We start from the raw sequence: 25,454 nt of genomic DNA, 5'->3' as shown, positions 1-25,454 counted from the left end.
TATAGTTGCTATTTTAATTGTGCATAGCCAAAACCTGATTTACCAAAACCATTTCCATTATAAAACAAGTACTTTTTATTGTTAGATTTAATAACATTAGGATAAGACATCATTTCACTATCCCAACCTTCTTTTGATAAATTTATTCCAACATTTTCATCTAACCGATTCCATGATAATCCATCTATAGATTCTGCATATCCAATTCTATAAGCTGAAGTTTTACTGTTTCGGTAATCTTTAGCTTTCCTAAAGGCATACCACATTTTATATTTATTATCTTCCTTTATCACGGAAGCACTTACAATGCCACCTTCTAATTCATCTTTAAAATCAATTGCTACCATTCCTTCTCTTTTCCAGTGTATTCCATCGTTAGATTCTGCATATTTAATGTGATAAAAAGGCTCTTTTTTTCCATCAATAATTTTCCATTTTACACAAGACAAATACCACATTCGCCAAATTTCTTCTTCCATTAAAACATAAGATGTTCCTGTAAAATAAGGTTCGGAGTGAATAGCAGGCAAAATTGAACCTGGAAAACATTTTTTAAATGTTCTTCCATCATCTTTACTTACTGCAATACCTATTGAGTTATGATAAGGTACAGTACTTTTTAGTGTCCAGCCAATATAAAAAAGAAATTTCTCACCTTTGTAATTCACTATAGATGACGGCATTAGTCCTGAATCATCAAACGTTCCTAATTCTCCAAACTCAAACAGAAAATCGGGATGTTCGTAAAGAATATTTTTAGGGTTTTCTGCTTCTACTTCAATGTAACTAATTTGACTTTGTCCTTTTGAATTTCTTGTAGCATAATAAATTCTCCAAACTCTATCACTTACAATATCAACAACAGGACATTGTGCATGACTTTTATTCCAAAAATAATTCCCTTTAACATTATAAATCAATCCTTTCTTTTCCCACTTCATATATGGATATCTAAACTTGATTTTTCGATTTTTCTAGCTGGATTCCCTATGTAAACACCATATGGTTCTGTATTCCTTGTAACAGATGCTGCCATTGAAATTAAACTTCCCTGAGCTATATTTAGACCATCTCGAATAGTTGCATTAACACCAAAAAAGCTATAAGATTTCACGATGCAATGACCAGAGAGTACTACATGTGAAGTAAACATGACGTGATCTTCAATTACACAGTGATGACCAATGTGATTACCACTCCAGAGGATAACATTATTTCCAATAGTAGTGAATGGTTGTATGGTATTATTTTCTAAAATAAAACAATTTTCACCAATTTGATTGTTAAAAGTAGTGGCTTTAGAACTTATATAACTAATAAAGGAGTAACCTTTATCCTTGGCACTTTTATAAATTGTTTCACGCAAGGTATTCATCTTTGAAGGAGCCATTGGCGCAAAAAACAAATACTTTGAAGGAGGAAAAACTTCTTCAACATTTTCAAAAGCTACAAGTGGTAACTCATTAAAAGTTTTACTTTCATTTAAGTATTTTTCATTAACACAGAATGCTATTACATTAAAGTCACTATCATTTTCTAAATAATAATGTGCTAATTCTGCAAAGTCTTGAATGCCAAAAATAATTACGTCTTTCATATTATTTATATATATACACTGTATATTCATAAAGTCCATAATCATTACGAATAACAAAGTTTCTAGATATTTTTTTGGTTATAAAGTCAATTAATAGATCTGTTGGCAAATGAAATAAATCCCAGCGCTCCCAATCTACACTTTTAGACATTACATTAAATGCAATACCTTTATTGGTTTTACTAAAAAGAACTTCTAGCATTTCCTGAAAATAAGACCACATAGCATCAAAAGATAGTTCTCTTTTTTCAGTAAAAACGCCATTGCAAATTAAATAATCGAATTCAGGAAGATCTTCTGTATCCTTTAAAATATCTAAACAATAAAAAGAATTGCTTGGAAATTTATTTTTAGCAGCATCTACAAAGGCATGAGATAAATCTAAACCTGAATAATTAATATTTTTGATAGAATTATCCTGTATAAATTGATATAAATGTGCTGTGCCACAACCAAAATCTAACACTGAGTTTTCAACTTCAGTTTCTCTAATAACGGCTAACATAACTTGATAACGCTTTATGGCATCTTCTAAATTTGGCCAATCAACTCCAAGATGATTATCTCCATGTTCTTTAAAGCATTCTTCGTAGTGATTTACAATATTTTTATAAGATCCCTTCATATTAGTTCAAATTCATTAAGCATTTTTTTTATATCCAAAATACTGTTGAACATTAACACATCTATCATAGAAAGCCAAGGTACAAAATCATTACTAAATTGCTTATAATTTATGTTATTGCTTTTTAAAAAATGAAGAGTAATATCATGACTTTCAAAGTCCTCTTTTTTATATAATTCTAACCCTCCTAAAGGGTTTATATAGGTTGTCGCTTTCGCCTTTTTCGCAACCTGTATTAATCTTTCTTCCTTTTTTAACCCTCTAGATTCCTCATAATCTTTAGAACTAACAGCCCATTTACAAGTTAAAGAAAGATAATTTGAAATAGCTTTTATACTACCAATAGCAAACTCTGAAATCGTTTTTGATGAATCTTCCGTAATTAGCTTTTCTAATAAAAAATATACCTCATTAAAAAAAGGTGCTTTCTTATAAGTTTGTTGTAGCGTTTTTAGAAATTTTTGTTTTCCTTTATCATCAAAAAGAATTTCTATATCTTTTATAAGTTTGTTTTGACTAATATTTTTGCATGGAATTACAAACTGATGTTTTTCGCCATTTACCAAAAGGTTATTACGATTTATGTAACCTCTTTTAATAAAATTAACGTCATCATAAAACACAAATTCATCAACAGCATGTATTAACTGAAAATAACCAATGTAAGGAAACACATAAGGTTGCATAATTGCTATTTTCATATAGTATCTAAAATTATTCTAATTATTTTATTTTGATCTACTTTTTTTAAATCTGGAAATAATGGTAAACATAAAACGCGAGATGCAATACTTTCAGAAAACAAACAAGTTACTTTTTCTACATATGGTAACATATTTAAACTAGGATAGAAATATCGTCTAGCATATATACTCTTTTCTTCTAAAGCATTTTTAACTTCTAATAATAGGGCTTCAGTTGCAAAAATAACTGGATAATAACTATAATTCCAATTAGTATATTTTCGTATTTTTTGTAATTTTAAGCTAGTTGTTTTAAAAGCTTCATTATAGGCATCTACAACTATTTTTCTTTGTTCTAGAATTTTATTTAAATATGGAAAAACTGCCAATCCCATTCCCGCCTGTAATTCGCTCATTTTTGCATTAATACCAACTGTATGAAAATTTTCATGTCCATCATGTCCAAAATTGTGATTATGAAATAGTTTCTCATGTAATTGGTTGTTATTAGCAAACATAGCACCTCCTTCTCCGGTATGAAAAAGTTTTGTAGCATGAAAACTACAGGTACTTACATCGCCATAATTAAAAACACTCTCTTCTTTGTAACTCACACCAAAGCAATGTGCAGCATCGTAAATCACTTTAAGATTATGCTTTTTTGCTATGGTTTTAATAGCTTCTACATGACACGGATTACCAAAAACGTGTGTTGCCAAAATAGCAGAAGTATTTGGTGTGATGGCAGCTTCTATCTTCGTTTCGTCAATAGTTAAATATTCTGGATGAATATCTACAAAAACAGGAGTACAACCTTCCCAAACAATGCTACTAGTTGTAGCTACATAACTAAATGGTGTGGTAATAATCTCTCCTTTTAAGCCTAATGCTTTAATTGCAATTTGTAAAGGCAAAGTTCCATTGGTAGTCGCAATAACATGCTTGACATCCAAATATTCCTTTATTTTTTTTTCTAATTCTAAGACTAACACTCCTCTATTAGTCATCCAGCCTGTAGACCAAGCGCGCTCTAATATAGCTTGATACTCTTTTTGTGGCGGTAAAAAGGTTTTAGTAACGTTTATCATAAAATTTTTAGAGTACTTAAGTTTTATTTACCCATGGAAAATTATCGCCTTTTGGGGTTTGATTTAAAAAAGAACATAATTTACTATAATCTTTCGCATTGGCAACGTTAATCACTAACAATTTTTCTGGTCGACTTTTAAAATAATTTTTTACGGTCTGGTTATAATTTAGATAGTGTGCTTTTAGAATAGCTTCATTATACACATCCGTTTCAGGCGTATTAAAAACATACTGATTAAACCGATATACATACCCTAACTCCCTATAGGTTACTGCTTTTAAATCTGCTGCCGTAGGAATACGTTTTCCATCTGCCCATAGTTTAGAGTGAAATTTGGTAAGGGATTGATACCACTGTTCTGCGCTATCGCGTTCGGTTAAAATAAATTTAGCATTTGGAAACGCAACATCTAAATGTTCAAAAGTATAAGGAAGTGAAAATGGCACATCTTGAAAAGCCTCTGCTGTTTTACAGAATTTAATGATGCTTTTAAAATCACGCGTATACCAAGCATCTAATAACAATTCTCCTTGTACTTGATTTCCTAATTGATAGTCAAAACCTTTTAGTACTGTTTCTATGGTTGTGGTACCTGTTTTATTTTGGCCGATACAGAAAACCTTATATTTACTTTTTTTGAATAACATTTTTCATCTTAATATTAAAACCTTTATAGCATTTAACGTAATAGAATCTTCCTCTGTAATTAGGAGGAAACTACTCGTGCATATAGTTCGACTAAACGACTAACTTCAAGACTATTAGAGAAGTTAACGGAACTATTATCAATACTTGCCTTCGAAAATTGCTCATATAGTTTTGTATCTTTCCATAATTTTAAAATATAACGTGAAGCTAATTCTGAATCCCATGAATCCACTACATACCCAGACTTTCCATTACAGATTGTTTCTGGCAAACCTCCAGAATTAGCTATAACAGCAGGAAGGCCAACAGACTGGGCTTCAATCACTGCCATACCTAAAGATTCAGAGTGACTTAATTGCAAATAAATATCTGATCCGTGAATACCTTTAATCAATTCTTCATTAGATACCTTACCATGCAAATAAACACATTCTTTAATATCATATTTATGAATTAAAAATAGTAACTCACCTAGCATATGACCAGAACCATATATATCATATCTAACATTATAACCTTGTTCTTTCAATAATTTTATAACCCGTAAATTACCTTCAATATTTTTCTCCCAAACCAAGCGAAAAACAGATAGTAAACGAATACAATTTGTATCCTTTTTTTTATTTATAGATTCAAACGACGAGTTGATAGATATAGGAATTACTTCTATTTTATTACTTTCAATACCAAACTCCATCAGCCTTTCCTTTTGATTTATACTCATAGTAATAAAGCAATCAATCTTAGAGGCATGAGCTTTATAAAACAATTTCCATTTATCATAAACTAAAGGCTTCACATAAGTATCACTACCACGCATAGTCATAATTATTTTTGGTCTTTCATTAGGAGACAATTCTACTAAATTTAAAATTTTATCAAACAGGAATGAATCCATTATATGTAAAACATCAACATCAGACTTTAAACAAAAACGCTCTAAATAGTTTTTTTTATTATTAAAAACAAACGAATTAAATTTATCCCTAACTTTCCTTGCCCTATAACTTGGTATCTTTATCTCATTACCAGAATCTTCCCCTTTGTAATGCATAATATTTAAATCTATTTTAGAGTGTTGTTTCAGCAACTCTAATACAGGTGGTATATAAGGCTGAAAAAACAAGGGATAGGTATGAAATAACTGAACAACTTTAACCGACATTATTATTAATTTAATTGTTTATTAATTGGCTTCAAAAATTGATACTTTATTATCAAATAAAACAAATGAACTCCTTCTATAATATTATTATTAAAAACAGATTTTATAAATCCTATTTTTTTCAAAACACCAGGATAATGATTAGCCATCAGTTTCCTATATCGTTGCCATTCTATTTTATATATTAAATTGTAGTCAGACGGCTCAAATCGATTCTTACCCCATTTTAACAAAGATTTTGTCAGTTTTCTGTATAATTCATAACTATCAAAAGGCTTGCCTGTTCTAGTTTTAGACATGTTTTCGGGATGTAATCTAACATAAGCTAATACTTCGTTTATACTATAGAACTCAAAACAGTAACTTACACGTCTCCAAAACTCCCAGTCTTCAGCTATCGTATAGCTAGGGTTAAAAAAGCCAGTCTTATCAAAAACTTCTCGTCTTAATAATGGTGTAATCGATGCTGTTCTATTTTTCTCAAGAAAACTAGCAAAAACATAACCTTGATTATGTCCTCGATGGCATTTTATACGGCCTGTTTTTTGCCCAGTAACCGCAACGTATTCAATATCACCTGTTATAACGTAAACATCCGGGTTTTCATTAAAAACGGCTAGTTGTTTTTCTAACTTGTTTATTACCCAAAAGTCATCATCATCACAAAAACCAACAAAAGCACCTTTACTTCTAGAAATACCATAATTTCTAGAATCTGGTTGCCCTGTGTTTGCTTTATAGTAGTAACTACATTTTGAAAAACTAGCTGTTATTTCTTTATTTATTTTAGCTATGTCAGGTTTTGATCCATCATCAATAACTAAAATTTCAATCAAAGGATAGCTTTGATTAACAATACTATTTAGTGTCTCTTTTAAATATGTACTACGGTTAAATGTGGTTATTATTATGCTTACTAAATTTGAATTCATACACAAGTGCCAAACTTTTATTTTAATTAAAAACGAATTTTCTCAATTTATGATAACCAAAATTTGGCGAAATATTTAATTTATGATAATAACACAAAAATAAAAGACCAAGCTTCTTTAAACCTTTAATAAACTTTCGTTTAGAATTTAATTGCCAAACATTTTTAAAGCAATATATATCATCTATAAAAACATACTTGCTCAAAACCCTAATATAAAGCATTCTTAAATACCTATCTATCTCTTTAAAACTAATTAATTCTTCATGTAACATAAAGCATATATATATTTTATTAATATACATGATATGGGCATTAATAATTACTGGGAGTTTTTCTGGACTTACATAATCTGTATAATTATTTAAAACACGATACCAAGAGTCTGTATATGCTATACGTTTAATTTTATAACCTTTTAACAATAATCTTGTATGTAAATCAACATCTTGTAATCTTTTAAAATCTTCATCAAAACCGCCTAACTCGTTAAAAACATCTCGACGCCAAAATGGACAAGTTATTGTCCAAGGTGTATTACCTATCATAAAGTTTATCAAATACGCTTTAATTGTATCAAAATCTTTATTAAAAATTTTTTCTGTTTTATTTTGATGTTCATAAATACCCATTGAAAAAACAGGAATTTCATTAGTAATTTGACTATTCGAAGAAAGTGATTTTACACGGTTTTCTATACAGGTACTTTCTAGTAAATCATCACTGTCTAAAAAGATAATAAATTCCCCTTTACTTTTTTCAAATCCATAGTTTCTACAAGCATTTGCGCCTTTCTTTTTTTCTAAAGGTCGCTGATAAAAATTAAACCGTTTGTTTTTATTTACAAACGTTTGTACATATTCTATGGTAGCATCTGTACTTCCATCATCTACCACAATACACTCCCAATTTAGATAGCTTTGTGCCAACACAGAATCTAACGTTTCCCCAATAAAAAGGGCACGATTATAGGTTGGAATAATAATAGAAACAAGGGGTTCTGCTGTCATGGTAAATATTTACGATACCAATATACAAAGTCAGAGGAAAACGAAGGCCAAAAAGAAAAAAAAGTAGTGCAGATTATAAAAGAATCCATGGTATGCAATAGCTAATTAAAGTATAGAAAAAAAAGATTAAAAGGGAGGATAGAAAAGAAAAAGAAGAATAATAAAGATAGATTTAAGCAATCTCTTTTGTTGCTTTAACCTTATTAATCATATTAAAAACATCAGAAAAAGGCAAACCCATATATACACAAAACTCACGTATAGTTAACGCTTGATGTTTGTCTTTGCCATGTACATCTTTTATAGTACGCACCAAACTTTGGGCTGTAGTTAAAGACTTACCTAATAGGATAGCCACTTCTTTCGGATATATACATATTTGCTTCATTCCTTCTTGGGATCGTTGTGGGTATATTCTTCATTATTTGTGGAATTTTCATTGAATCACATAGTACTAAGCTAAAAAATAATTCGGTTAAAAAAAAGAGAATATTTAAAAAAACCCATGCCAAACACTAATAACAAACAACTTAACACAAATGCTATGCATATTTTTAGAATTATCCTACTACAAATAGTCAACAACGAGATGACCCATAGATAATCCGTAGATATTCCGTAGATAGTCCGTGTAAACTAGTCCCCATAATACAACACACCAAAAACATAAAAAAGCATCAAAACCAACAAAAAACACACAAACAAGCTGTACACAAGAATAAAACACAAAGACCCGCAAAAAACAAGCAAACCACTCAAAACCAAAACACACGTCTTAAACACCCACTACATTAGCTAACAGAAAGTTACAACCGCGCTTATTATTGATTTTTTAAGCAGGAGCTCATGCTTAAGTGCACCTTTAATAAACGGCTAGGTAACAATTAAAAATGTATAACCAGTATGCGCTACAAAATAGAACGCATACATAAATGATAATAAAATGGCGAAGTACAAAAGTTTATTTAAAATAGAAGGAACATTAGATGATGTAAACTTCTACAAAACAGAAGATGGGTATCGTGTGCGCACCAAAGGTGGTGTAAGTAAATCACGCATACAAAAAGATCCTGCGTTTCAGAGAACGCGAGAAAACAACAGCGAGTTTGGCGCTAGTGCAACCAGTGGTAAAATACTGCGTCGTGCTATTATTGACATACTAGCAAATGCTAAAGATAGTAAACTAGCATCCCGAGTAACGCAAGTAATGACCCAGGTTAAAAATTTCGATCTTACCTCTGTTAGAGGAAAACGTAATGTGGCAGTGGGCATAGCAACACCAGATGGTAAAATACCATTAAGAGGATTTAATTTTAATAGAAAATCCAGTCTTTCCGAAGTATTGTTGTCCGATTATATTCTAGATACCGCTACCGGAGAGGTGGTTATTAATAATTTTATTCCCATGCAAAGGCTTGCGGTACCAGAAGGTGCCACACATGTAGAATTTACAGCTGGTTTTTTAAACCTAGATTTTGCAACCGAAGTCAAAGATTTTCAAACAAGTAATGTAGAAAATCTGCCTATTAATAGCACAGTATCTACAATTACCTTAACACCTGCAGCTCCCGCAACAGGTACAGGACAAAGTTTTTACGTATTAAAAGTAGCATTCTTTCAAGAAATCAATAACATACAATATCCGTTAAAAAACGGAACGTTTAATGCATTGCAAATCTTAGAAGTATTGTAACATAAGTATCGGTAGAAATACAAAAACGGATACTGCAGTATCCGTTTTTTATTTTTTAAATAGTCTGTGTCATAGCACCTTCTAAAATGTCTTGCAAAGCAACTATGTGACGTTCCATACTAAAATGTGCTAAAATATGTTGTTTTCCAGAAGTGCCCATTTTTATAGCAAATGCTTTATCTTCTAACAGTTGAAGCATATTATTAGCCATTCCGGTAACATCCTGTTCTTCACACAACAATCCGGTTTCGCCATCTACAATGACATCTGGTATTCCTGCATGTCTCGTTGCTATAACTGGTAATCCAGCAACACTTGCTTCTAAAACCGCTAATGGTGTTCCTTCCATATCGCCATTTGCAGCAGTAATCGAATGTTGTACAAAGGCTAAGGACTCGGTTAATAATTCTCTATATGCATCTGGTGTAATGATACCCAAAAACTGTACTTGATTTTCAAGATGATAATGTCTTACTAAATTCTGACACATATTTAGCAACATCCCATCTCCTGCTAATAACAACTTAGCATCTGGATGTTTGTTAACGACTTCTTTAAAAGCCATAAGAGTATAATAGGGCGCTTTTTTATCGGTAAAACGACCAATACCTATAAATTGTTTTTTGGTGTACGTTGGTTGCACCGTTTCAAATTCTGGTTGTGGGCCATACACATTATACACCAGTTTTTCTTTAGGACAACCTATAGCTAACAACATCTGCTCCATCTTTCTAGAAACAGCAACGACTTTTGTCGCCAAACTAAAAACTTCTTTATAATCGTTACATGCTTTTATTACCGTATGTACACTGGCATCATAGCCATGAAAATGCACTACTACAGGCAAACCACTCGCTTTTAAAATGGATAATAAGGCATACGCATGCGTACCATACTCCACCAAAATAGCATCTACAGCATTATTTTTTAAAGAAGTAAGTACAGATTGTTCTTTTATATAAGAAAAGGAATACTTTTTTAATTTACGAATAATACGAAATCGTAATAAAGCCCATTTGTTGACTAAAGAAGAAACACCTTCTAGCTGTACACGCCCAGGCTTTCCATAATAGTAAAACACACCTCCTTTAAGATACTTTTTATGCGCCTGAATAAAAGTTTCAGAATATGGGTTTTGATTGGGTGAAAAAATGGCTATGTTCATTAATTAATATTTTTTAAGCTTAAAACATATAAATTGAAAAGCGAATACAACCTTTTTAGTAAAAGAGTTTTGTAAATTATAAAAACTACTAGCAAACAAGTCTTTCTTTGTGTGTAATTTAAACCAGTTCACACGCAGCTTATTATTTAATACTTTATTTTCAATCCCTTGTTTCTCTTTTAAATACTCCCTTATAACAGATTCTTCAAGCAGTCGCACTTTTTTTTTATTACTATTAAAATGATTTCGACTTACCTGCTTATGGTGTCTAAAAAAGTTTAAATCTTGACTAACAAAAGTAACATTCGTATTATATACCAATTGCAACCAAAAAAACCAGTCGCCACACATTTTCATAGCTAGCAAAGCTTCATTAAAAAAACCTGCATGAACCGTTTCTTTTTTAAAAACAACAGCGCTTGCATTAGGAATAACATTCTTTATTATTAAATACTTGGCGTTAAAATAAAAACCAGGCACCTTAAAATTATCTTTCCAAATATTTGGTTTAAAAGACTTGGTATAGCGTATTCTATGGGACGTTTCTTTTCCTTCAAAATCAACATCGATGCTCTGCGTGTATGCCAACCCAACATCTTTAGTTAATGCTTTTATACAGGTTTCCAAAAAATGCAACGCACAATAATCATCACTTTCGGCAATCCATATATAATCTCCTTTAGCAAGTTCTATTCCTTTTTGCCATTGCTTAAATGGACTTCCAGAATTGACTGTATTAAAAACGGTATGAGAAACCTTTTTATGGCTTTTATATGTTTTAAGTAAATCTTGACTTCCATCGGTAGAAGCATCATCTAACAAGATCACTTCAAAATTTTGAAATGTTTGGTTGAAAACAGAATCTAAACGTTGTTGCAAAAACGCGACATGATTGTAGTTAGGTATTATGATGGAAACTTTAGGCATATTAAAACTTTAAACTTAATTGCAATAATTGCTCCTCTATCAATTCTGGCTTATAATATAAGTTGTATATTTTATTTATTGTTCTACTATTTTTTTTAGAAAACATTGCATTTTCTACTATAGTATTTAGGGGTTTATAGTTTAAATTTAATTCAAACACATTGGTTAAATAATCAAACACTTTTTTATCATTTTCTAAAAAATCATCTAATTTAATCAACACACAATTCGAGGGATTTTTAGTATAAAAATCAATGATTTGTTTATTATAGTGCAACCAAGTTTGGTAGCAGTTTTTAAGGCTTATTTGGTCTAACGGATGTTTACTTCTTTTCTTTCGTTTTTGTAAAGAATTTATAACAGCTTCTGCTTCACGCCAAATAAAAAAATATTTCAAATCTTTTACAGTTGTATTCCATTCATTTAAAAGTAAAACGCTTCTAGGGTCTTTCCAACCCCATTGATTAAAAGATTCTCTTTTATTAAGAATTTCTTGCACACCTTTTTTAAAGCCTTGCACTTGTATAGCATCTTTTACAACCCATCCCTTACTTTCTGGTTTTGCAGTTTTTATTAATTGTGCTTGAAATTTCATTATTTCTTCATCTTCAAAATGACCTTTTTTATTACCAACAGCACTTGCAACCAAACCTCCTGAATCAATTTTAAGTCCTTGTTCAAATAACCACGAAGCCAAAAGAGACGTACCAGAACGATGCATTCCTGTTATACAAATCACTTGTTTATTCATAAAAAACTTTTTCTTTCTAAAATAGCTTTCACATACCAAACATCTGTTCTAGATTCAAAAATATCTCGTTGTATATGTTCAGAAATAATTTTAAAACCAGCAGCTATTATTTCCCTTTTAAAACTTTCCATTGTTCCGTGAATCTCTTGACTTTCTACTAGCTTCCCTTCGGAGTAATTCCAAATATCATTGGTATTAGGAGCTACATCAATAGTTAATAAAAGCTCACCTCCTTTTCTCAATAATTTGGAAGCACGTTTTAACATTTTCACTCGGATTGCTTTAGACATATGTTCAATAACAGAAATCGAATAAATACAATCAAACTTTTTGAACGATCTTACTTTAGTAAAATCTTGATGTTTAGATACTATTGCTTTATTAAAAACACTATAATCTAAATACCCCCATTCATTCCAATTTGCTTTATCTTCTAGTTTTCGTACCGTTGGATGCAAATCAACAGTTGTAACATGAAACCCCATATCATTAAGACATAATGGCACTGGACATACTCCCGCTCCAATATCTAAAACAGTAATATCCTTTTTATCTTCTAATTGTTCTATTATCCAAGTATATTCAAATACTCTTGGGTAATGTGCGGTATAAAAACCGAAATTATGCCTAGAAACCTGAACAATGTGTTGTAACAAATCCGGTCTATCCACCTCACTTACAGCTCTTTTTAAATTAGTTACACCAATATCTCTTTGATGATTTATACTTTCATTTATTATCTCTGAATTTAGTATTGTCAACATAAACTCGGTGTTTTTCACATCTTTCTTTACCATTTTTTTTATTACCGTATTAATAGTGTCTATAGTTTTATCTGTTGAAGTTAATCCTACATTCTTTAAAGTTAAATCATTTTTAACTTCACCATGAAAATGTAGTATTCTAGGTTGTATATCTATTTCTGTTTTTACATGTGTTGGATAGTTCCATTCTATACCAAGATGTGTTACTTTTTTATTTAAACTAGTTAGAGCTAAAGCAAAAGCAACTTGATCCGCATGCTTACTATATTTTGGCGTAAATAAACTTTCTTGCTCAATACTTACTTTAACATAATGTATCCATTTTGGCGCTAATATTTTTAAAAAGTCTTTTTTTATAATATACAAACCGCCATTACAATTATTCCAATCCGTTACCTGTTCTCCTTTTATTGGAAATGTAGTCTCAACTGGTAGTAACTGCAATTCATTTTCATCAAATATACGTTGTAAAATTGGCAGAGGAGGATTAGGGAAATCTACAATTTTAGCATATACCTCCTCTGTTAAATTCACATTTTTTAAATCTACCACAGCGGTATCACAATCCATTAGAAACACATAATCATAATCTTCTAAACCTACAAAAGTTTCTAACTGTATTAACTTATTACAATACTTATTTCTGTTATCGAAAGTAGTTTTATGGATAACATTTACCTCAATTCCATGTAAATATTCTAAAAACGCATCTGGAGCACCAGATACAAGATGTATATATATTTGATGTGGATGTATTGGATATTCTAATAAACTATTTAACCATATATAACTTTGAAGCGCCATATTAGGATTATAATCTAATACACAGGAAAAAAGTGTTTTTTGAAATGTTTCACTCTTCATACAAGAATTTTTTATGAGGAATTTGAGAATAAAAAAACGTTAAATCATCTTCATTAAAAAGATTTTCCCAACTATTTATTTTAGCAGCATTTGGCTTCAATCCTACTTTATCATTTATTGGATTAAAATTTTTAAAACCAAACATTCTTGATTTTAGATGTAATAATGGGTAGTACTTTTTACATATTTCAAGATAAGCTTTTTTAGGATTTTTTTTCATGTCTTCAAATCTTAAAAAAAGTATATCATTTTTATTATTTTCCCATGCCTCAATATGATTAAACCAATGTTGTACAATATTCAAATTTGGTTCTGCCTTTTGGCCAGGACCACCATACCAATCTAAATCTTTTCTTAAAAATTCAGAAAAAGTCATACCTTTCCATTCTTTATTGTAAAACTCAGTTCTCCATAAAGAGGCAATCACAGCTCTACCATCTCGATATATATAAATAGATTTATTGAAAACTTTTGTCTTATCTGGAAAAAAATGAGAGCCAAATAACTTATGGTAAGGTTCCCCTTCTTCTAATAATATTTTATTTGACCAATGCCCATAGTGAATAGAACCATTGGAAGATAAATCTTCCTTATCATAAAAGTTTTTTGCTAAAAATGCTTCTAAAAAGTGTGTCCCACTTCTGGGGTGTGAATATATTTTTATATAATCTTTCATTTTATTTAATATTCCAATTTCCCAAAAACTGAACAGGTGCATGCCCTGTTCCTATTCCTGAAATAGTTATAGTACTTATATTAGAATTATAAAGGTAAATCTCTCCTCTTGAATTGCCTTCCTTTATTTCATTAACGGCAACACCGATATTATATGTTCCTTGTCCTAAAATCAAATTACCTATTTCCCCTTCAATAATAACTTCTCCTTTTTTATTAAATATAGAATCTGAAAAAACAGAAAAGAAATTGGCTACTTGTTTAGTCTCCTTGTCTATAAAAGAGTAATTCACAAAATATTTTTTGACTTGAGCTTTAACAACTAATTTAATTTGAAAAACATATTTACGGTTATGGTTTAGTAATAAAAAACCATTTTCAGCATTTATATTATTAAGCTTTTCGTCTAAAATATTAAATGCTTTAATTTCAATCAAACCATTTCCTCCCGTAATTTTATCACCATTTTTAAATAATTGATAATATTTTTCAACCCCTTCACTAACGTTTTTACTATTGACTAATTCACTTCCTTTTCCCATCAACAAAATTCTATTAGCAATTCTAGAAACTTGCGGCATGGAATGCGATACAAAAATAACTGCTGTAGTTTTTAACAATTCTCCTATACGTGTTAAACATTTCATGCGAAAACCTAAATCTCCCACCGCCAATACCTCATCAATAATCAACACATCGGGTTCCATTTGTGCGGCTACAGCAAAACCCAAACGCACTTTCATTCCAGAACTATAATGCTGTACCGGCATGTCTATAAATTCTTCCAGCTCTGCAAAAGCGATAATTTCTTCTAGTTTACTATCTATTTCCTTACGCGTGAAGCCTAAAATGGCGCCATTATTATAAATATTTTCGCGACCACTTAAAATAGAGTTAAATCCAGCTCCTAATTCTATTAAAGCCCCTACTCTTCCTTTTATGGTTACTTTTCCAGCATCTGGATTTATTAAGCCGTTCAGTATTTTTAATAATGTAGATTTTCCTGCGCCATTATGCCCTATCAAACCTAAACATTCCCCACGACGGAGTTCAAAATTAATATCTTTTACTGCCCAAAATTCTTTAGGTCGCAAGGTACTATTTGCACTAGTACCACATATACCCCCTATTAAATCTTGAACACCATACCAAAGACTTGTTTTGAGCTCTTTGCAAAACTTTTTGCTTAGTCCTTCTACGGTAACCAAAACTTCCCCTTGGGTACTTATGGTCTCTTCTTTAGACATATAACTTTATATCACACATTTTTACTATTTCTTTATTTGTAAAACGTATTTCTTCCATCTTATCTGCTTCTCTTTTCTTTACAGAAAACCCTTTACAATCTTATCTAATTTTTATCTAAGCGCTTTTATCTTATCCCTTCTGCCTTTTCACTTTTCACTTTTCACTTATCCCTTTTCACTTTTCACTTTTCATTTTTCACTTTTCACTTTCCTCTTTTCCCTTTTCACTTTCCACTTATCACTTTCCTCTTTTCCCTTTTCATTTTTCTCTTATCACTTTCCTCTTTTCACTTTTCACTTTCCCCTTATCCCTTTTCACTTTAAACTTTTCACTTTCAACTTAACCCCCTAAGCACTCAAACGTTCCACAATAATAGGAATAGAAATGCGATAAATAATTAAACCTAAAAACAAGAGCGGTATACACACCAACATAACCCCTATAAAATAGCCTATATGTTCTGGGTGAAAACCAACTATTAAATCTCTAGCAGTTAATACCAATGGCGTAATAGGATTCCAGGTCATTAGCGTATGCATAATACCTGTTTTAGGTATGGCATATACTACAGGAGTTACATACATTAAAAACTGCAAGCCAAAAGTAATAATCTTACCAATGTCTTTATATAACAAACCTAATGGCGTTATAAATAAACCTAGGGTAGTACCAAACAAAACAGCGCCTAAAATAGCTACTGGAAATAATAATAAGCTCCAATGAAAACCAACACCATAAATAAATACAAACAAAACCAATAAGATAATTTTAATAAAACTATCGAACAGGAGTTTATAGATACCAGAGACTATAAGTGCTTCTTTTGGGAAATTTATTTTGGTTAAAATACCTTTTGCGGCATTGGTACTTTGCATGGGCGAATTAATAGCGGCTACTATAATAGACCAAATTAAGGTCCCTGAAAAAGCATATACTGGATATGGGATTCCGGTATCCGATAAGGTTATTGTACCACTATTATTTAAAACAATCCACACCAAAGCAGTAGCTAGAGGCATTATAAATGCCCAAACAATGCCTAAATATGATTGCCGATATTGCGCCTTAATATCGCGTTCTGCTAATTGTCTAGCTAAAAAGCGCGAAGTATAGATATCTTGAAGGCTCGCTTTTAAAAGCGCGCCAACTTTTATAGTACGTTCTTTTTGGTAAACCCGAGTTTCTAAAGCCATAGGTGGTTACTAGTATAAAGGAAAAACTCCTTTTTATTTGGTTCTGGCTAATATAAACAATGAAGTGCTAATAATAAAAAATTATGAATTGAAAAGCCTTTTTTTCTGCCCTGTCTATACATTCGCTGTACTGCTATTCTCTAAAAGGAATAAATAGCAATTTCACAGGGCGCTTTCTAAAGTATTTCCCACGGTGCTAGATTAATCTAAGAATAAGAAGATGGCCTTTTGGTTCTTTTACATATTAGCTATTAAACGCCTTCCATGTAATCTCTAAACCTTCACCAACCGTAAATTCAGGCACATAGTCTAATAGTTTTTTTGCTTTAGAAATATCGGCTAAAGAATCTCTTACATCGCCTTGACGTGTAGGTCCATAGATAGCTTTTATATTGGTGTTCGCTGCTTGGTTTAAAGTATTCCATAAGTAATTCACACTAATACGCTCGTTACAAGCTATATTAAAGACTTCGTTACTTGCTGCTTTACTTGCAAACATGCCTTTTACATTTGCTTGTACTGCATTGGCTACAAAAGTAAAGTCTCTGGTTTGCTCCCCATCGCCATGAATAGTTGGTGCTTCTCCATCTTTTAGGGCTTGCATAAATAATGGAATTACCGCGGCATAGGCACCATTCGGACTTTGTTTTGGTCCGAAAATATTAAAGTAGCGAAAACCTATTACATCGGTATTGTAGGTTTTTCCAAAAACATCAGCATATAATTCGTTTACATATTTAGTTACCGCATAAGGCGATAATGGTTTACCAATAGTTTCTTCTACTTTAGGTAATGCTTTACTATCGCCATAGGTAGAACTGGAAGCGGCATATACCATACGTTTTACAGAATCACTTTCTTTTAATGCAATCAACATATTTAAAAAACCACTAATATTAACATCATTCGTAGTTGCTGGATCGGCTATTGAACGCGGTACAGAACCTAATGCGGCTTGATGCGAAACATAATCGATATCTAGCATCGCTTTTTTACAGGTGGCTATATCTCTAATATCCCCTTCTAATAATTCGAATGCGGGATTAGACATAAATTCCGTAAGGTTTTCTCTATAGCCATTGGAAAAATTATCTAGTACGCGCACTTTTTTTGCTCCGAATTGTAATAGATATGCAACAAGATTAGAGCCGATAAAACCTGCTCCTCCGGTGACTAAGAAATTAAAATTAGATAAATCTTGGTTGTGATAGGCGTTTTGGTACATGGTATTTAAATTTTATGTGTCATTGCGAGAAGCGCAGCGACGCGGCAATCTGTTAATTATTTATGGAGATGCTTCATGAGATTGCTTCACTACTTTGACTGTTGTTACTACTAAGACAAACCCTCCGTCTAGCCTTCCTATTGTCAGGCCATCCACCTCCCTTTAACTAAAGGGAGGAGCTTAAATGGTTACTATTTATTATATGTGATATTTTGTCCTAATTTCATGAGATTGCTTCATTGCTTTGATTATGGTTGCAACTAAGACAAACCCTCCGATTAGCCTTCCTTGCAAGCGCGCCGGCTCACCCCTTCGCTAAAATAGTCCACAGGACTATTATTTTACGCTTGATTGTCCTTTAATTAAAGGCAAGAGCTAAAAAAAAACGTTATAATCTCCCGTCTACCATATCTTTAGGTAGTAAAGACTTCACATCAAAAATAACCCCGATAGGAGATTTTAATTTCTGTAAATCTAATTTTATAAATTCATTATGAGATACAGCTAAAATAATAGCATCGTAATTAGCGCTTATTTCTATTTTAGAACACAACAAATCAAAACCATATTCGTGCTTTACTTCTTCTGCCGAAGCCCAAGGATCAAATACATCTACATCTACATGGTAGGTTTCTAATTCCTTGATAATATCTATCACTCTAGAATTTCTAATATCGGGACAGTTCTCTTTAAAGGTAATCCCTAAAACCAAGACCTTAGAGCCTTTAATAGTAGCGCCTTTCTTAATCATCATTTTAACGGTCTCCTGCGCCACATAGCTTCCCATGCTGTCATTCATTTTACGACCTGCTAAAATAATTTCTGGGTTATACCCAGACTCGATCGCTTTTTGCGCTAAATAGTACGGATCGACACCTATGCAATGTCCGCCAACCAATCCTGGTGTGAAGTTGATAAAATTCCATTTGGTGCCTGCGGCTTCTAATACCGCTTTAGTGTCTATATCTAATAATCTAAAAATTTTAGAAAGCTCATTTACAAAAGCAATATTGATATCGCGTTGGGAGTTCTCAATTACTTTTGCAGCTTCTGCTACTTTTATAGATGGTGCTTTGTGAGTGCCTGCAGTAATTATAGATTTATACAAATCGTCTACCACAGTAGCTATTTCTGGTGTAGAACCAGAGGTTACTTTTAATATTTTAGTAACGGTATGTTTTTTATCGCCTGGATTAATTCGTTCTGGGGAATAGCCTGCAAAAAAGTCGGTATTAAAGACTAAACCCGATTGTTCTACTAAAATAGGAACGCAAATATCTTCGGTAACTCCAGGATAAACGGTAGATTCGTAAATAACAATATCTCCTTTTTTTAATACTTTAGCAACCGCTTCACTCGCTTTTATTAATGGCGTAAAAATAGGTTTGTTTAAACTATCTGTTGGTGTAGGAACCGTGATGATAAAAACAGTCGATTGCGCTAAATCTTCTGGTGTATTGGTTATATACAGTCCTTTAGATTCTTTGGTATTGGTAACCAATACTTTTTTAAGTGCTTCGGTTTCTACTTCTAAGGTTTTGTCTTTTCCTTCTTTTAATTCTTGAACTCTACTGGTATTGATATCAAAGCCAACAACTATATATTTTTTTGCGAATTCGACCGCCAAAGGCAAGCCAACATACCCTAAACCAATAACGGTTATCTTATGGTTTTTCATTATTTTTTTAATTGATTAATAGCGTTAACGAATATATTAAATACTTTTAATAAATGCCTTAGCTTTTTTAAATAATGACTTTTTAGAGTCTTCGTGATAGGCATTTCCATACACACCATAACCGTAACCATAGCCATAACCATAGCCATAACCATAATTATGATTCGTTTTATGTTTGTAAAAGTTAAGTACAATACTGATGTTCTTCACTTCTCCTGCGCGATACTTGGCATTAATTAATTGCAACATCCCTTTTTTGGTATAATCTAATCGTACCATAAAAATAGAAGCATCTGCATATTGCACAAGCTCTAAAGCATCGGTAACCAGCCCTAAAGGCGGCGTATCTAACACGATCATATCATACTCTTGGCGTAACTTACTTATTAAAGCCCCCATTTTATCACTCATTAATAATTCGGAAGGATTTGGTGGTATAGGCCCAGAAGTAACTACATCTAAATTATCTATTTTGGTATGATTGATTACTTCATCAAAAGTACTGTCTCCAATAAAATAATTTACTACTCCTTTTTCATTGGTTAAATCAAAGTCATCAAATATTTTTGGTTTACGTAAATCCAGTCCTAATAAAATGGTTTTTTTACCAGAAAGAGCATAAACCGTAGCAATATTAATAGAACAAAATGTTTTACCTTCTCCACTTACCGAAGAAGTTATCATAATCGTTTTCCCGCCTCCTTCATGATCCTTTAATTTGTTTTTATAGAAAAACTGCAAGCTAGAACGAATAGCCCTAAAAGATTCTGCTACTGCCGATTTAGGCTTTTCAAATACCACTAAATTATTAGGATATTTGTATTTACCAATTAAGCCTAGAATAGGAATACCGGTTAATTGCTCTACTTCATCGGAACCATGGATGGTACTGTCTAAAAGAAAAATAACAAAAATCAAGAATAAAGGAATAAAGAAACCTAGCATCAATCCCATCATATAATTTAGAGAGGTATTAGGCCCTATCTTTCCGCCTCCAATATCTTTAGCTTCATCTACTATAGAAATATCGGAAATATTCGCGGCTTTAACAATAGCAGCTTCACTACGTTTGTTCATATAGACATCATAAGTTTCTTGACTGATATCTAAATTACGCTGAATCTTTAAATATTCTTGTTGATCTTCAGGAAGCCCTCTCAATTTAGCATCCATATTTGCTATATTCCTGTTTATGGTTCCTAGTTGTATATTAATAGTACTAATAGTAGATTTAATAGTTTCTAGTAGTACATTTTTTTCTGCATCTATTTGTCGGTCAATATTTTTAAAGATCTCCGACTCCTCTCTTGTGGTGTACTCTAGACTTTTACGCTCAATAGCCAAGCTTGTTATTTTACGAACACTAGACAAAATATTTCCTTCAGAAATCCCAACAGAAGTTGGTGCTGCTATATTGGTATAATCGGTTTTAGTTTGCAAATAGCTCTCTAACCTATTTAGGTAGTTTAGTTTGGTTTGTTCTGCTTCTTTCTGCGCTTCAAATCCTTTTAGTCTACCAGAAATATCGGTCATTTCTGCACCCACATCAAAAACCTTATTCTTTTGCCTAAAGGTATTCATTTCTTTAGTAAACCCCTTTAAACTCGTATCAACTGCAGCCAAACTACTATCAATAAACTTTATGGTATTGGTAGCGTATAAATTCTTACGTTCTAACTCTGTTCTACTTAAAATAGCAGCAGTAGTATTTAAGTAATCTACTATTTTTCCTTTATTTGTCCCTGCTAAAGAAAGCTGTAACACGGGGGAGTTTGTTTTATTAAAAGACCCTACATTGAGACTGTTTTTATATGAATTCACCACTCCATCAAATCCGCTAAAACGTAAATAAAACTCCGCTCCTGGTTTTATTTGTTTTTCATTTCTTAATTCCAGGGTTCCACTAAAAAATGGCAATGCCACTTTTTCGCCAATAGCATATACTTTGCTAAATGCGCCTACAGGAACTTCAACAGCTATTGTTTCTTTAGTATCATACTTTTGCCCACGACCTTTAGCTCCTTCAAATTCGGTAAAAATCTCGAATTGATCAGAACTCGTAAATCGAATACCAATATATTTATTAAGTACTTGTGGCTTTGTTAGATCTAATACCACCTTAAATGGCGCTCGCTTATAAATATCAACCTTTTTGTATTTTCCTTCTACAAAATAGTTCATATAAAACTGCAGAGAATCTACTACTTTTTCATTATGTGTTCTCGTTTGCAGCGTAGTAATAGTCTTACCCATTTTTCCAGAAACACCTCCCCAATTAAAAGAGATACTAGTATTGGCTGTAAAAAAAGGATTTTGATCATTCTCCACACTAATTAAAGAGTCTAGTTTATACACATTCTCTTTTCGTACATTGATTAGATAGGCAATAATTAACGCCGTTCCAATACATAGTAAAACAAACTTCCATAAATTAATAATTTTAAACAAAAAGCCTTTAAAATCGAAAGCTATGTGACTAGAGTCGATACTTTCCATATCATCAAATTCATTGTAGGCCATAACTTATAAACGGTTAAATAATAATATAGAAGTAGTTATCACAGACAAAACAGTTGCAACAGCCCCAATATTTTGTAAAGCATTGGTTCCTGTTCCCCAAGCTTTTTGTCGTAATGGTTTTACATAAATCATATCGTTGGGTTGGATATAATAATATGGCGATTGCATCACATTAATATCGGTTAAATCTAAGTGATGTATTTTTTGTCCTTGTGGATATTGCCTAATAATTAAAACATCTTTCTTATTTCCAGTTACAGGGATATCGCCAGAGTTTGCAATAGCTTCTAATATATTTACACGTTCTTGAAACAAGATTTTTGTCCCTGTACTTCCTATTTCTCCTGTGGTAATGTATTTTAATCCGGTAAGTTTTACGGTTACAAAGATATTAGCGGTTTCTTTAAACTCTTCTGCCAATAGCTTTTTTTCTATCATTTGCTCAATCTCTTCGGTAGTGTATCCTAAAACATTCATTTTACCTAATGTTGGTATCCTAATATTACCATGTAAATCTACAGTAAACCCATCAAAATAGGATTTTTCCACACCACTTGCATTTAAATCTCCATTCCCTATGGGATTAAAAATCTGCACATTATCTTGATCTAAGGCTTTTACACGAATGTTTAAGATATCGTTAATTTGAACGCGATATGGCTTTTGTTGTTCTACTATAGTTTGAAAAGAATCTATGGAAGTTCCTTTATCTTGAATATATAATGTGTCTTTATGCGGAATACAAGAGCTGACAAACACAGTAATTAGTAGAGAAATCGCAAGAAATAATCTCTTCATTTTTGAAATTTAATGTTTTGTAACAAATATAACTTTTCAAGAGGAATATAAAAACTTATGGAACTTTTTTTGGTTTTTTGTACGTTATTTGTAAAAAATATAAAATTTGAATTATCTAAACGTAGAAAATATATCGAAATCATACGGAGAGCTTACGCTTTTTGAAGACATTTCTTTTAGTATTCATAAAGACCAAAAAGTAGCATTTGTAGCTAAAAACGGAACCGGTAAAACTTCCATTCTAAATATTTTAGCAAATCTAGATGAACCAGATACTGGTCAAGTAGTTTTCAGAAAAGATATCGTCGTTTCTTTCTTACCACAAGAACCAATTTTAGACCAAAATCTAACGATTGAAGAAACTATTTTTAGTTCGGATAATGAAATTCTAAAAGTGATTCAAGCCTATGAAAAAGCACTTTTAAATCCGGAAGACGCAGAAGCCTATCAAAAAGCTTTTGAGAACATGGAAATACATAATGCTTGGGATTTTGAAACACAATACAAACAAATCTTATTCAAGTTAAATTTAGAAGGTTTTGATCAAAAAGTGAGCACGCTTTCCGGTGGACAAAAAAAACGTCTTTCTTTAGCGAATGCATTAATTAACAAACCAGATTTACTAATCCTGGATGAACCTACCAATCATTTAGATTTAGAAATGATTGAGTGGCTAGAAGCCTTTTTTGCAAAAGAAAACATTACCCTTTTTATGGTAACGCATGATCGCTATTTTTTAGAGCGTGTGTGTAATGAAATTATTGAATTAGACCAAGGCGAATTATTCTCTTATAAAGGAAACTATTCCTATTATTTAGAGAAGAAAGAGGAACGCATAAACATAGAAACCGTAGAAACGGGTAAGGCAAAACAACTCTATAAAAAAGAGCTTACCTGGATGCGTAGACAGCCAAAAGCAAGAACGACAAAATCTAAATCTAGAATAGACGATTTTACCGAAATAAAGCACAGAGCACATCAACGTAGAAACGACCATGAGATGCAGCTAGAGCTGAACATGGAACGCCTAGGAACCAAAATTATCGAGATCCACAAAATATCGAAATCTTTTAAAGACAAAGTGATATTAGACCAATTTGAATACAACTTTCAAAAAGGGGAACGTGTTGGTATTATTGGTAAAAATGGAACTGGAAAATCTACCTTTCTAAATATTCTTACGCAAACTGCACAACCAGATTCCGGAAGAATCGTCATTGGTGAAACCGTAAAGTTTGGATACTATACGCAAAGCGGAATTAATATCAAACCAAATCAAAAGGTTATAGATGTTGTAAGAGAATTTGGGGATTATATTCCACTAAAAAAAGGAAAACAAATAAGCGCACAACAACTTTTAGAGCGCTTTCTTTTCGATAGAAAAAAGCAATATGATTTTGTAGAAAAACTAAGTGGTGGAGAACGAAAAAGGCTGTACTTATGTACAATATTAATCCAAAACCCTAACTTTTTAATTCTGGATGAGCCTACCAACGATTTAGATATTGTAACCTTAAATGTTCTAGAAAGCTTCTTATTAGATTTCCCTGGTTGCCTAATTGTGGTTTCTCACGACAGGTATTTTATGGATAAAATTGTAGACCACCTTTTTATATTTAGAGGCGAAGGTGTTGTGGAAGATTTCCCTGGTAACTATAGTGATTTCAGAGCGTATGAAGATAGCCAACCTGCTATAGAAGAAAACGCGGACGATAAAAAAGAAAAGAAATCTTGGAAAAAAGAAACGAAAACAAAGCTGTCCTACAATGAGCAAAAGGAATATAAAAACATGGAAAGCAAACTAAAATCTTTAGAGTTTGACAAAAAAGAATTAGAAGCAAAATTTCATGACGAATCATTAACTCAAGAGGAAATCGCAGCCCTTTCTGATAAATTGCAAAATATTATAACAGAAATGGAAACCAAAGAAGCACGTTGGTTTGAACTTATGGAAAAAATGGAAGGGTAAATTTGCTGTTAGCTATTAGCATTTAGCCTTTAGCCTTTAGCAAAAATTGTCATTTCGAGTGATTTTACTAGTTCTGGTGATTTTATGATTTCAATGATTTTGTCAGTTCGAGTGAAATTGCATTTTTTTTATGCAATTTTGTATCGAGAACCAATGCTAAAACCCTTCCGTCTTTGATTTCTTTTACGGAAATCAAATCCACCTTCCCTTGAAAAAAGGGAAGGAGTTTTGTGAT

23 protein-coding genes are annotated in these 25,454 nt (G+C 32.0%); 2 read left to right on the top strand and 21 right to left on the bottom strand.

What is annotated here, in order from left to right:
* Positions 1-8: 8 nt before the first annotated feature.
* The 10 genes from ACVCXO_RS00895 to ACVCXO_RS00850 all read right to left on the bottom strand — a co-directional run bounded on the left by ACVCXO_RS00895 (position 9) and on the right by ACVCXO_RS00850 (position 8,107).
* Positions 9-941, bottom strand: a complete 933-nt coding sequence (locus tag ACVCXO_RS00895) for a hypothetical protein (protein WP_452227716.1) — start codon at positions 939-941, stop codon at positions 9-11.
* Positions 938-1,597, bottom strand: a complete 660-nt coding sequence (locus tag ACVCXO_RS00890; RefSeq protein WP_452227715.1) for an acetyltransferase — start codon at positions 1,595-1,597, stop codon at positions 938-940. The genes ACVCXO_RS00895 and ACVCXO_RS00890 overlap by 4 nt, the downstream gene beginning before the upstream one ends.
* A gap of 1 nt (position 1,598) precedes the next feature.
* Complete coding sequence (locus ACVCXO_RS00885) at positions 1,599-2,222, bottom strand: class I SAM-dependent methyltransferase (RefSeq protein WP_452227714.1); 624 nt, start codon at positions 2,220-2,222, stop codon at positions 1,599-1,601.
* Positions 2,219-2,923 (bottom strand): WbqC family protein, encoded by a 705-nt coding sequence (locus ACVCXO_RS00880; protein ID WP_452227713.1) that lies wholly within the window; start codon positions 2,921-2,923, stop codon positions 2,219-2,221. The genes ACVCXO_RS00885 and ACVCXO_RS00880 overlap by 4 nt, the downstream gene beginning before the upstream one ends.
* A complete protein-coding gene (locus ACVCXO_RS00875) occupies positions 2,920-3,993 on the bottom strand; it encodes a DegT/DnrJ/EryC1/StrS family aminotransferase (protein ID WP_452227712.1) in 1,074 nt (357 codons plus the stop codon). The genes ACVCXO_RS00880 and ACVCXO_RS00875 overlap by 4 nt, the downstream gene beginning before the upstream one ends.
* A 16-nt stretch (positions 3,994-4,009) precedes the next feature.
* A complete protein-coding gene (locus tag ACVCXO_RS00870) occupies positions 4,010-4,642 on the bottom strand; it encodes a sulfotransferase (protein ID WP_452227711.1) in 633 nt (210 codons plus the stop codon).
* A gap of 59 nt (positions 4,643-4,701) precedes the next feature.
* A complete protein-coding gene (locus tag ACVCXO_RS00865) occupies positions 4,702-5,808 on the bottom strand; it encodes a glycosyltransferase (protein WP_452227710.1) in 1,107 nt (368 codons plus the stop codon).
* Positions 5,809-5,813: 5 nt separating this feature from the next.
* Positions 5,814-6,740: a glycosyltransferase family 2 protein gene (locus ACVCXO_RS00860; RefSeq protein ID WP_452227709.1), complete on the bottom strand. Its 927-nt coding sequence runs from the start codon at positions 6,738-6,740 to the stop codon at positions 5,814-5,816.
* Positions 6,741-6,762: 22 nt separating this feature from the next.
* Complete coding sequence (locus ACVCXO_RS00855) at positions 6,763-7,749, bottom strand: glycosyltransferase family 2 protein (protein WP_452227708.1); 987 nt, start codon at positions 7,747-7,749, stop codon at positions 6,763-6,765.
* 172 nt (positions 7,750-7,921) lie between these two features.
* Positions 7,922-8,107: a hypothetical protein gene (locus tag ACVCXO_RS00850; RefSeq protein WP_452227707.1), complete on the bottom strand. Its 186-nt coding sequence runs from the start codon at positions 8,105-8,107 to the stop codon at positions 7,922-7,924.
* A 585-nt stretch (positions 8,108-8,692) separates the two neighbouring features.
* Here ACVCXO_RS00850 and ACVCXO_RS00845 point away from each other — a divergent pair.
* Positions 8,693-9,442, top strand: coding sequence for a hypothetical protein (locus ACVCXO_RS00845; RefSeq protein WP_452227706.1), 750 nt, complete (start codon positions 8,693-8,695; stop codon positions 9,440-9,442).
* 55 nt (positions 9,443-9,497) lie between these two features.
* On the opposite strand, the gene ACVCXO_RS00840 is transcribed toward ACVCXO_RS00845, so the two are convergent.
* The 11 genes from ACVCXO_RS00840 to ACVCXO_RS00790 all read right to left on the bottom strand — a co-directional run bounded on the left by ACVCXO_RS00840 (position 9,498) and on the right by ACVCXO_RS00790 (position 23,250).
* Positions 9,498-10,607, bottom strand: a complete 1,110-nt coding sequence (locus tag ACVCXO_RS00840; protein ID WP_452227705.1) for a glycosyltransferase — start codon at positions 10,605-10,607, stop codon at positions 9,498-9,500.
* Between the two features lie 3 nt (positions 10,608-10,610).
* The gene (locus ACVCXO_RS00835; RefSeq protein WP_452227704.1) at positions 10,611-11,534 is read right to left on the bottom strand and encodes a glycosyltransferase family 2 protein; all 924 of its coding nucleotides are present in this window, start codon (positions 11,532-11,534) and stop codon (positions 10,611-10,613) included.
* A 1-nt stretch (position 11,535) separates the two neighbouring features.
* Positions 11,536-12,285 (bottom strand): hypothetical protein, encoded by a 750-nt coding sequence (locus tag ACVCXO_RS00830; protein WP_452227703.1) that lies wholly within the window; start codon positions 12,283-12,285, stop codon positions 11,536-11,538.
* Positions 12,282-13,913 carry a class I SAM-dependent methyltransferase gene (locus ACVCXO_RS00825; RefSeq protein ID WP_452227702.1) on the bottom strand — a complete coding sequence of 544 codons (1,632 nt, stop codon included), beginning with the start codon at positions 13,911-13,913 and terminating at the stop codon, positions 12,282-12,284. Before ACVCXO_RS00825 ends, ACVCXO_RS00830 begins: the two co-directional genes overlap by 4 nt.
* On the bottom strand, positions 13,903-14,589 hold the full coding sequence (locus ACVCXO_RS00820; protein WP_452227701.1) for a sulfotransferase domain-containing protein: 687 nt from the start codon (positions 14,587-14,589) through the stop codon (positions 13,903-13,905). The genes ACVCXO_RS00825 and ACVCXO_RS00820 overlap by 11 nt, the downstream gene beginning before the upstream one ends.
* A gap of 1 nt (position 14,590) precedes the next feature.
* Positions 14,591-15,835 carry an ABC transporter ATP-binding protein gene (locus ACVCXO_RS00815; RefSeq protein WP_452227700.1) on the bottom strand — a complete coding sequence of 415 codons (1,245 nt, stop codon included), beginning with the start codon at positions 15,833-15,835 and terminating at the stop codon, positions 14,591-14,593.
* Between the two features lie 348 nt (positions 15,836-16,183).
* Complete coding sequence (locus ACVCXO_RS00810) at positions 16,184-17,029, bottom strand: ABC transporter permease (RefSeq protein ID WP_452227699.1); 846 nt, start codon at positions 17,027-17,029, stop codon at positions 16,184-16,186.
* 244 nt (positions 17,030-17,273) lie between these two features.
* Positions 17,274-18,254 (bottom strand): SDR family oxidoreductase, encoded by a 981-nt coding sequence (locus ACVCXO_RS00805; RefSeq protein WP_452227698.1) that lies wholly within the window; start codon positions 18,252-18,254, stop codon positions 17,274-17,276.
* Between the two features lie 388 nt (positions 18,255-18,642).
* Entirely contained in the window at positions 18,643-19,932 is a 1,290-nt protein-coding gene (locus ACVCXO_RS00800) for a nucleotide sugar dehydrogenase (protein WP_452227697.1), read from the bottom strand.
* A 36-nt stretch (positions 19,933-19,968) separates the two neighbouring features.
* Positions 19,969-22,452, bottom strand: a complete 2,484-nt coding sequence (locus ACVCXO_RS00795; RefSeq protein ID WP_452227696.1) for a GumC family protein — start codon at positions 22,450-22,452, stop codon at positions 19,969-19,971.
* Positions 22,453-22,455: 3 nt separating this feature from the next.
* The gene (locus tag ACVCXO_RS00790) at positions 22,456-23,250 is read right to left on the bottom strand and encodes a polysaccharide biosynthesis/export family protein (RefSeq protein WP_452227695.1); all 795 of its coding nucleotides are present in this window, start codon (positions 23,248-23,250) and stop codon (positions 22,456-22,458) included.
* A 106-nt stretch (positions 23,251-23,356) separates the two neighbouring features.
* Between ACVCXO_RS00790 and ACVCXO_RS00785 the strand changes: the two genes are divergently transcribed.
* Positions 23,357-25,219 carry an ABC-F family ATP-binding cassette domain-containing protein gene (locus ACVCXO_RS00785; protein ID WP_452227694.1) on the top strand — a complete coding sequence of 621 codons (1,863 nt, stop codon included), beginning with the start codon at positions 23,357-23,359 and terminating at the stop codon, positions 25,217-25,219.
* Positions 25,220-25,454: the final 235 nt, after the last annotated feature.

It is taken from the genome of Lacinutrix sp. MEBiC02404 (assembly GCF_053601575.1).
The sequence above is the reverse complement of the archived record's forward strand: the minus strand, read 5'-3'. Positions and strand labels throughout refer to the sequence as shown.

Coding starts and splice junctions, on each gene's coding strand:
- ACVCXO_RS00825 (WP_452227702.1), bottom strand. CDS start 13,913: ATGAAGAGTGAAACATTTCAAAAAACACTTTTTTCCTGTGTATTAGAT.
- ACVCXO_RS00895 (WP_452227716.1), bottom strand. CDS start 941: ATGAAGTGGGAAAAGAAAGGATTGATTTATAATGTTAAAGGGAATTAT.
- ACVCXO_RS00845 (WP_452227706.1), top strand. CDS start 8,693: ATGGCGAAGTACAAAAGTTTATTTAAAATAGAAGGAACATTAGATGAT.
- ACVCXO_RS00790 (WP_452227695.1), bottom strand. CDS start 23,250: ATGAAGAGATTATTTCTTGCGATTTCTCTACTAATTACTGTGTTTGTC.
- ACVCXO_RS00835 (WP_452227704.1), bottom strand. CDS start 11,534: ATGCCTAAAGTTTCCATCATAATACCTAACTACAATCATGTCGCGTTT.
- ACVCXO_RS00890 (WP_452227715.1), bottom strand. CDS start 1,597: ATGAAAGACGTAATTATTTTTGGCATTCAAGACTTTGCAGAATTAGCA.
- ACVCXO_RS00865 (WP_452227710.1), bottom strand. CDS start 5,808: ATGTCGGTTAAAGTTGTTCAGTTATTTCATACCTATCCCTTGTTTTTT.
- ACVCXO_RS00830 (WP_452227703.1), bottom strand. CDS start 12,285: ATGAATAAACAAGTGATTTGTATAACAGGAATGCATCGTTCTGGTACG.
- ACVCXO_RS00860 (WP_452227709.1), bottom strand. CDS start 6,740: ATGAATTCAAATTTAGTAAGCATAATAATAACCACATTTAACCGTAGT.
- ACVCXO_RS00870 (WP_452227711.1), bottom strand. CDS start 4,642: ATGTTATTCAAAAAAAGTAAATATAAGGTTTTCTGTATCGGCCAAAAT.
- ACVCXO_RS00840 (WP_452227705.1), bottom strand. CDS start 10,607: ATGAACATAGCCATTTTTTCACCCAATCAAAACCCATATTCTGAAACT.
- ACVCXO_RS00800 (WP_452227697.1), bottom strand. CDS start 19,932: ATGAAAAACCATAAGATAACCGTTATTGGTTTAGGGTATGTTGGCTTG.
- ACVCXO_RS00855 (WP_452227708.1), bottom strand. CDS start 7,749: ATGACAGCAGAACCCCTTGTTTCTATTATTATTCCAACCTATAATCGT.
- ACVCXO_RS00795 (WP_452227696.1), bottom strand. CDS start 22,452: ATGGCCTACAATGAATTTGATGATATGGAAAGTATCGACTCTAGTCAC.
- ACVCXO_RS00875 (WP_452227712.1), bottom strand. CDS start 3,993: ATGATAAACGTTACTAAAACCTTTTTACCGCCACAAAAAGAGTATCAA.
- ACVCXO_RS00815 (WP_452227700.1), bottom strand. CDS start 15,835: ATGTCTAAAGAAGAGACCATAAGTACCCAAGGGGAAGTTTTGGTTACC.
- ACVCXO_RS00820 (WP_452227701.1), bottom strand. CDS start 14,589: ATGAAAGATTATATAAAAATATATTCACACCCCAGAAGTGGGACACAC.
- ACVCXO_RS00805 (WP_452227698.1), bottom strand. CDS start 18,254: ATGTACCAAAACGCCTATCACAACCAAGATTTATCTAATTTTAATTTC.
- ACVCXO_RS00880 (WP_452227713.1), bottom strand. CDS start 2,923: ATGAAAATAGCAATTATGCAACCTTATGTGTTTCCTTACATTGGTTAT.
- ACVCXO_RS00885 (WP_452227714.1), bottom strand. CDS start 2,222: ATGAAGGGATCTTATAAAAATATTGTAAATCACTACGAAGAATGCTTT.
- ACVCXO_RS00810 (WP_452227699.1), bottom strand. CDS start 17,029: ATGGCTTTAGAAACTCGGGTTTACCAAAAAGAACGTACTATAAAAGTT.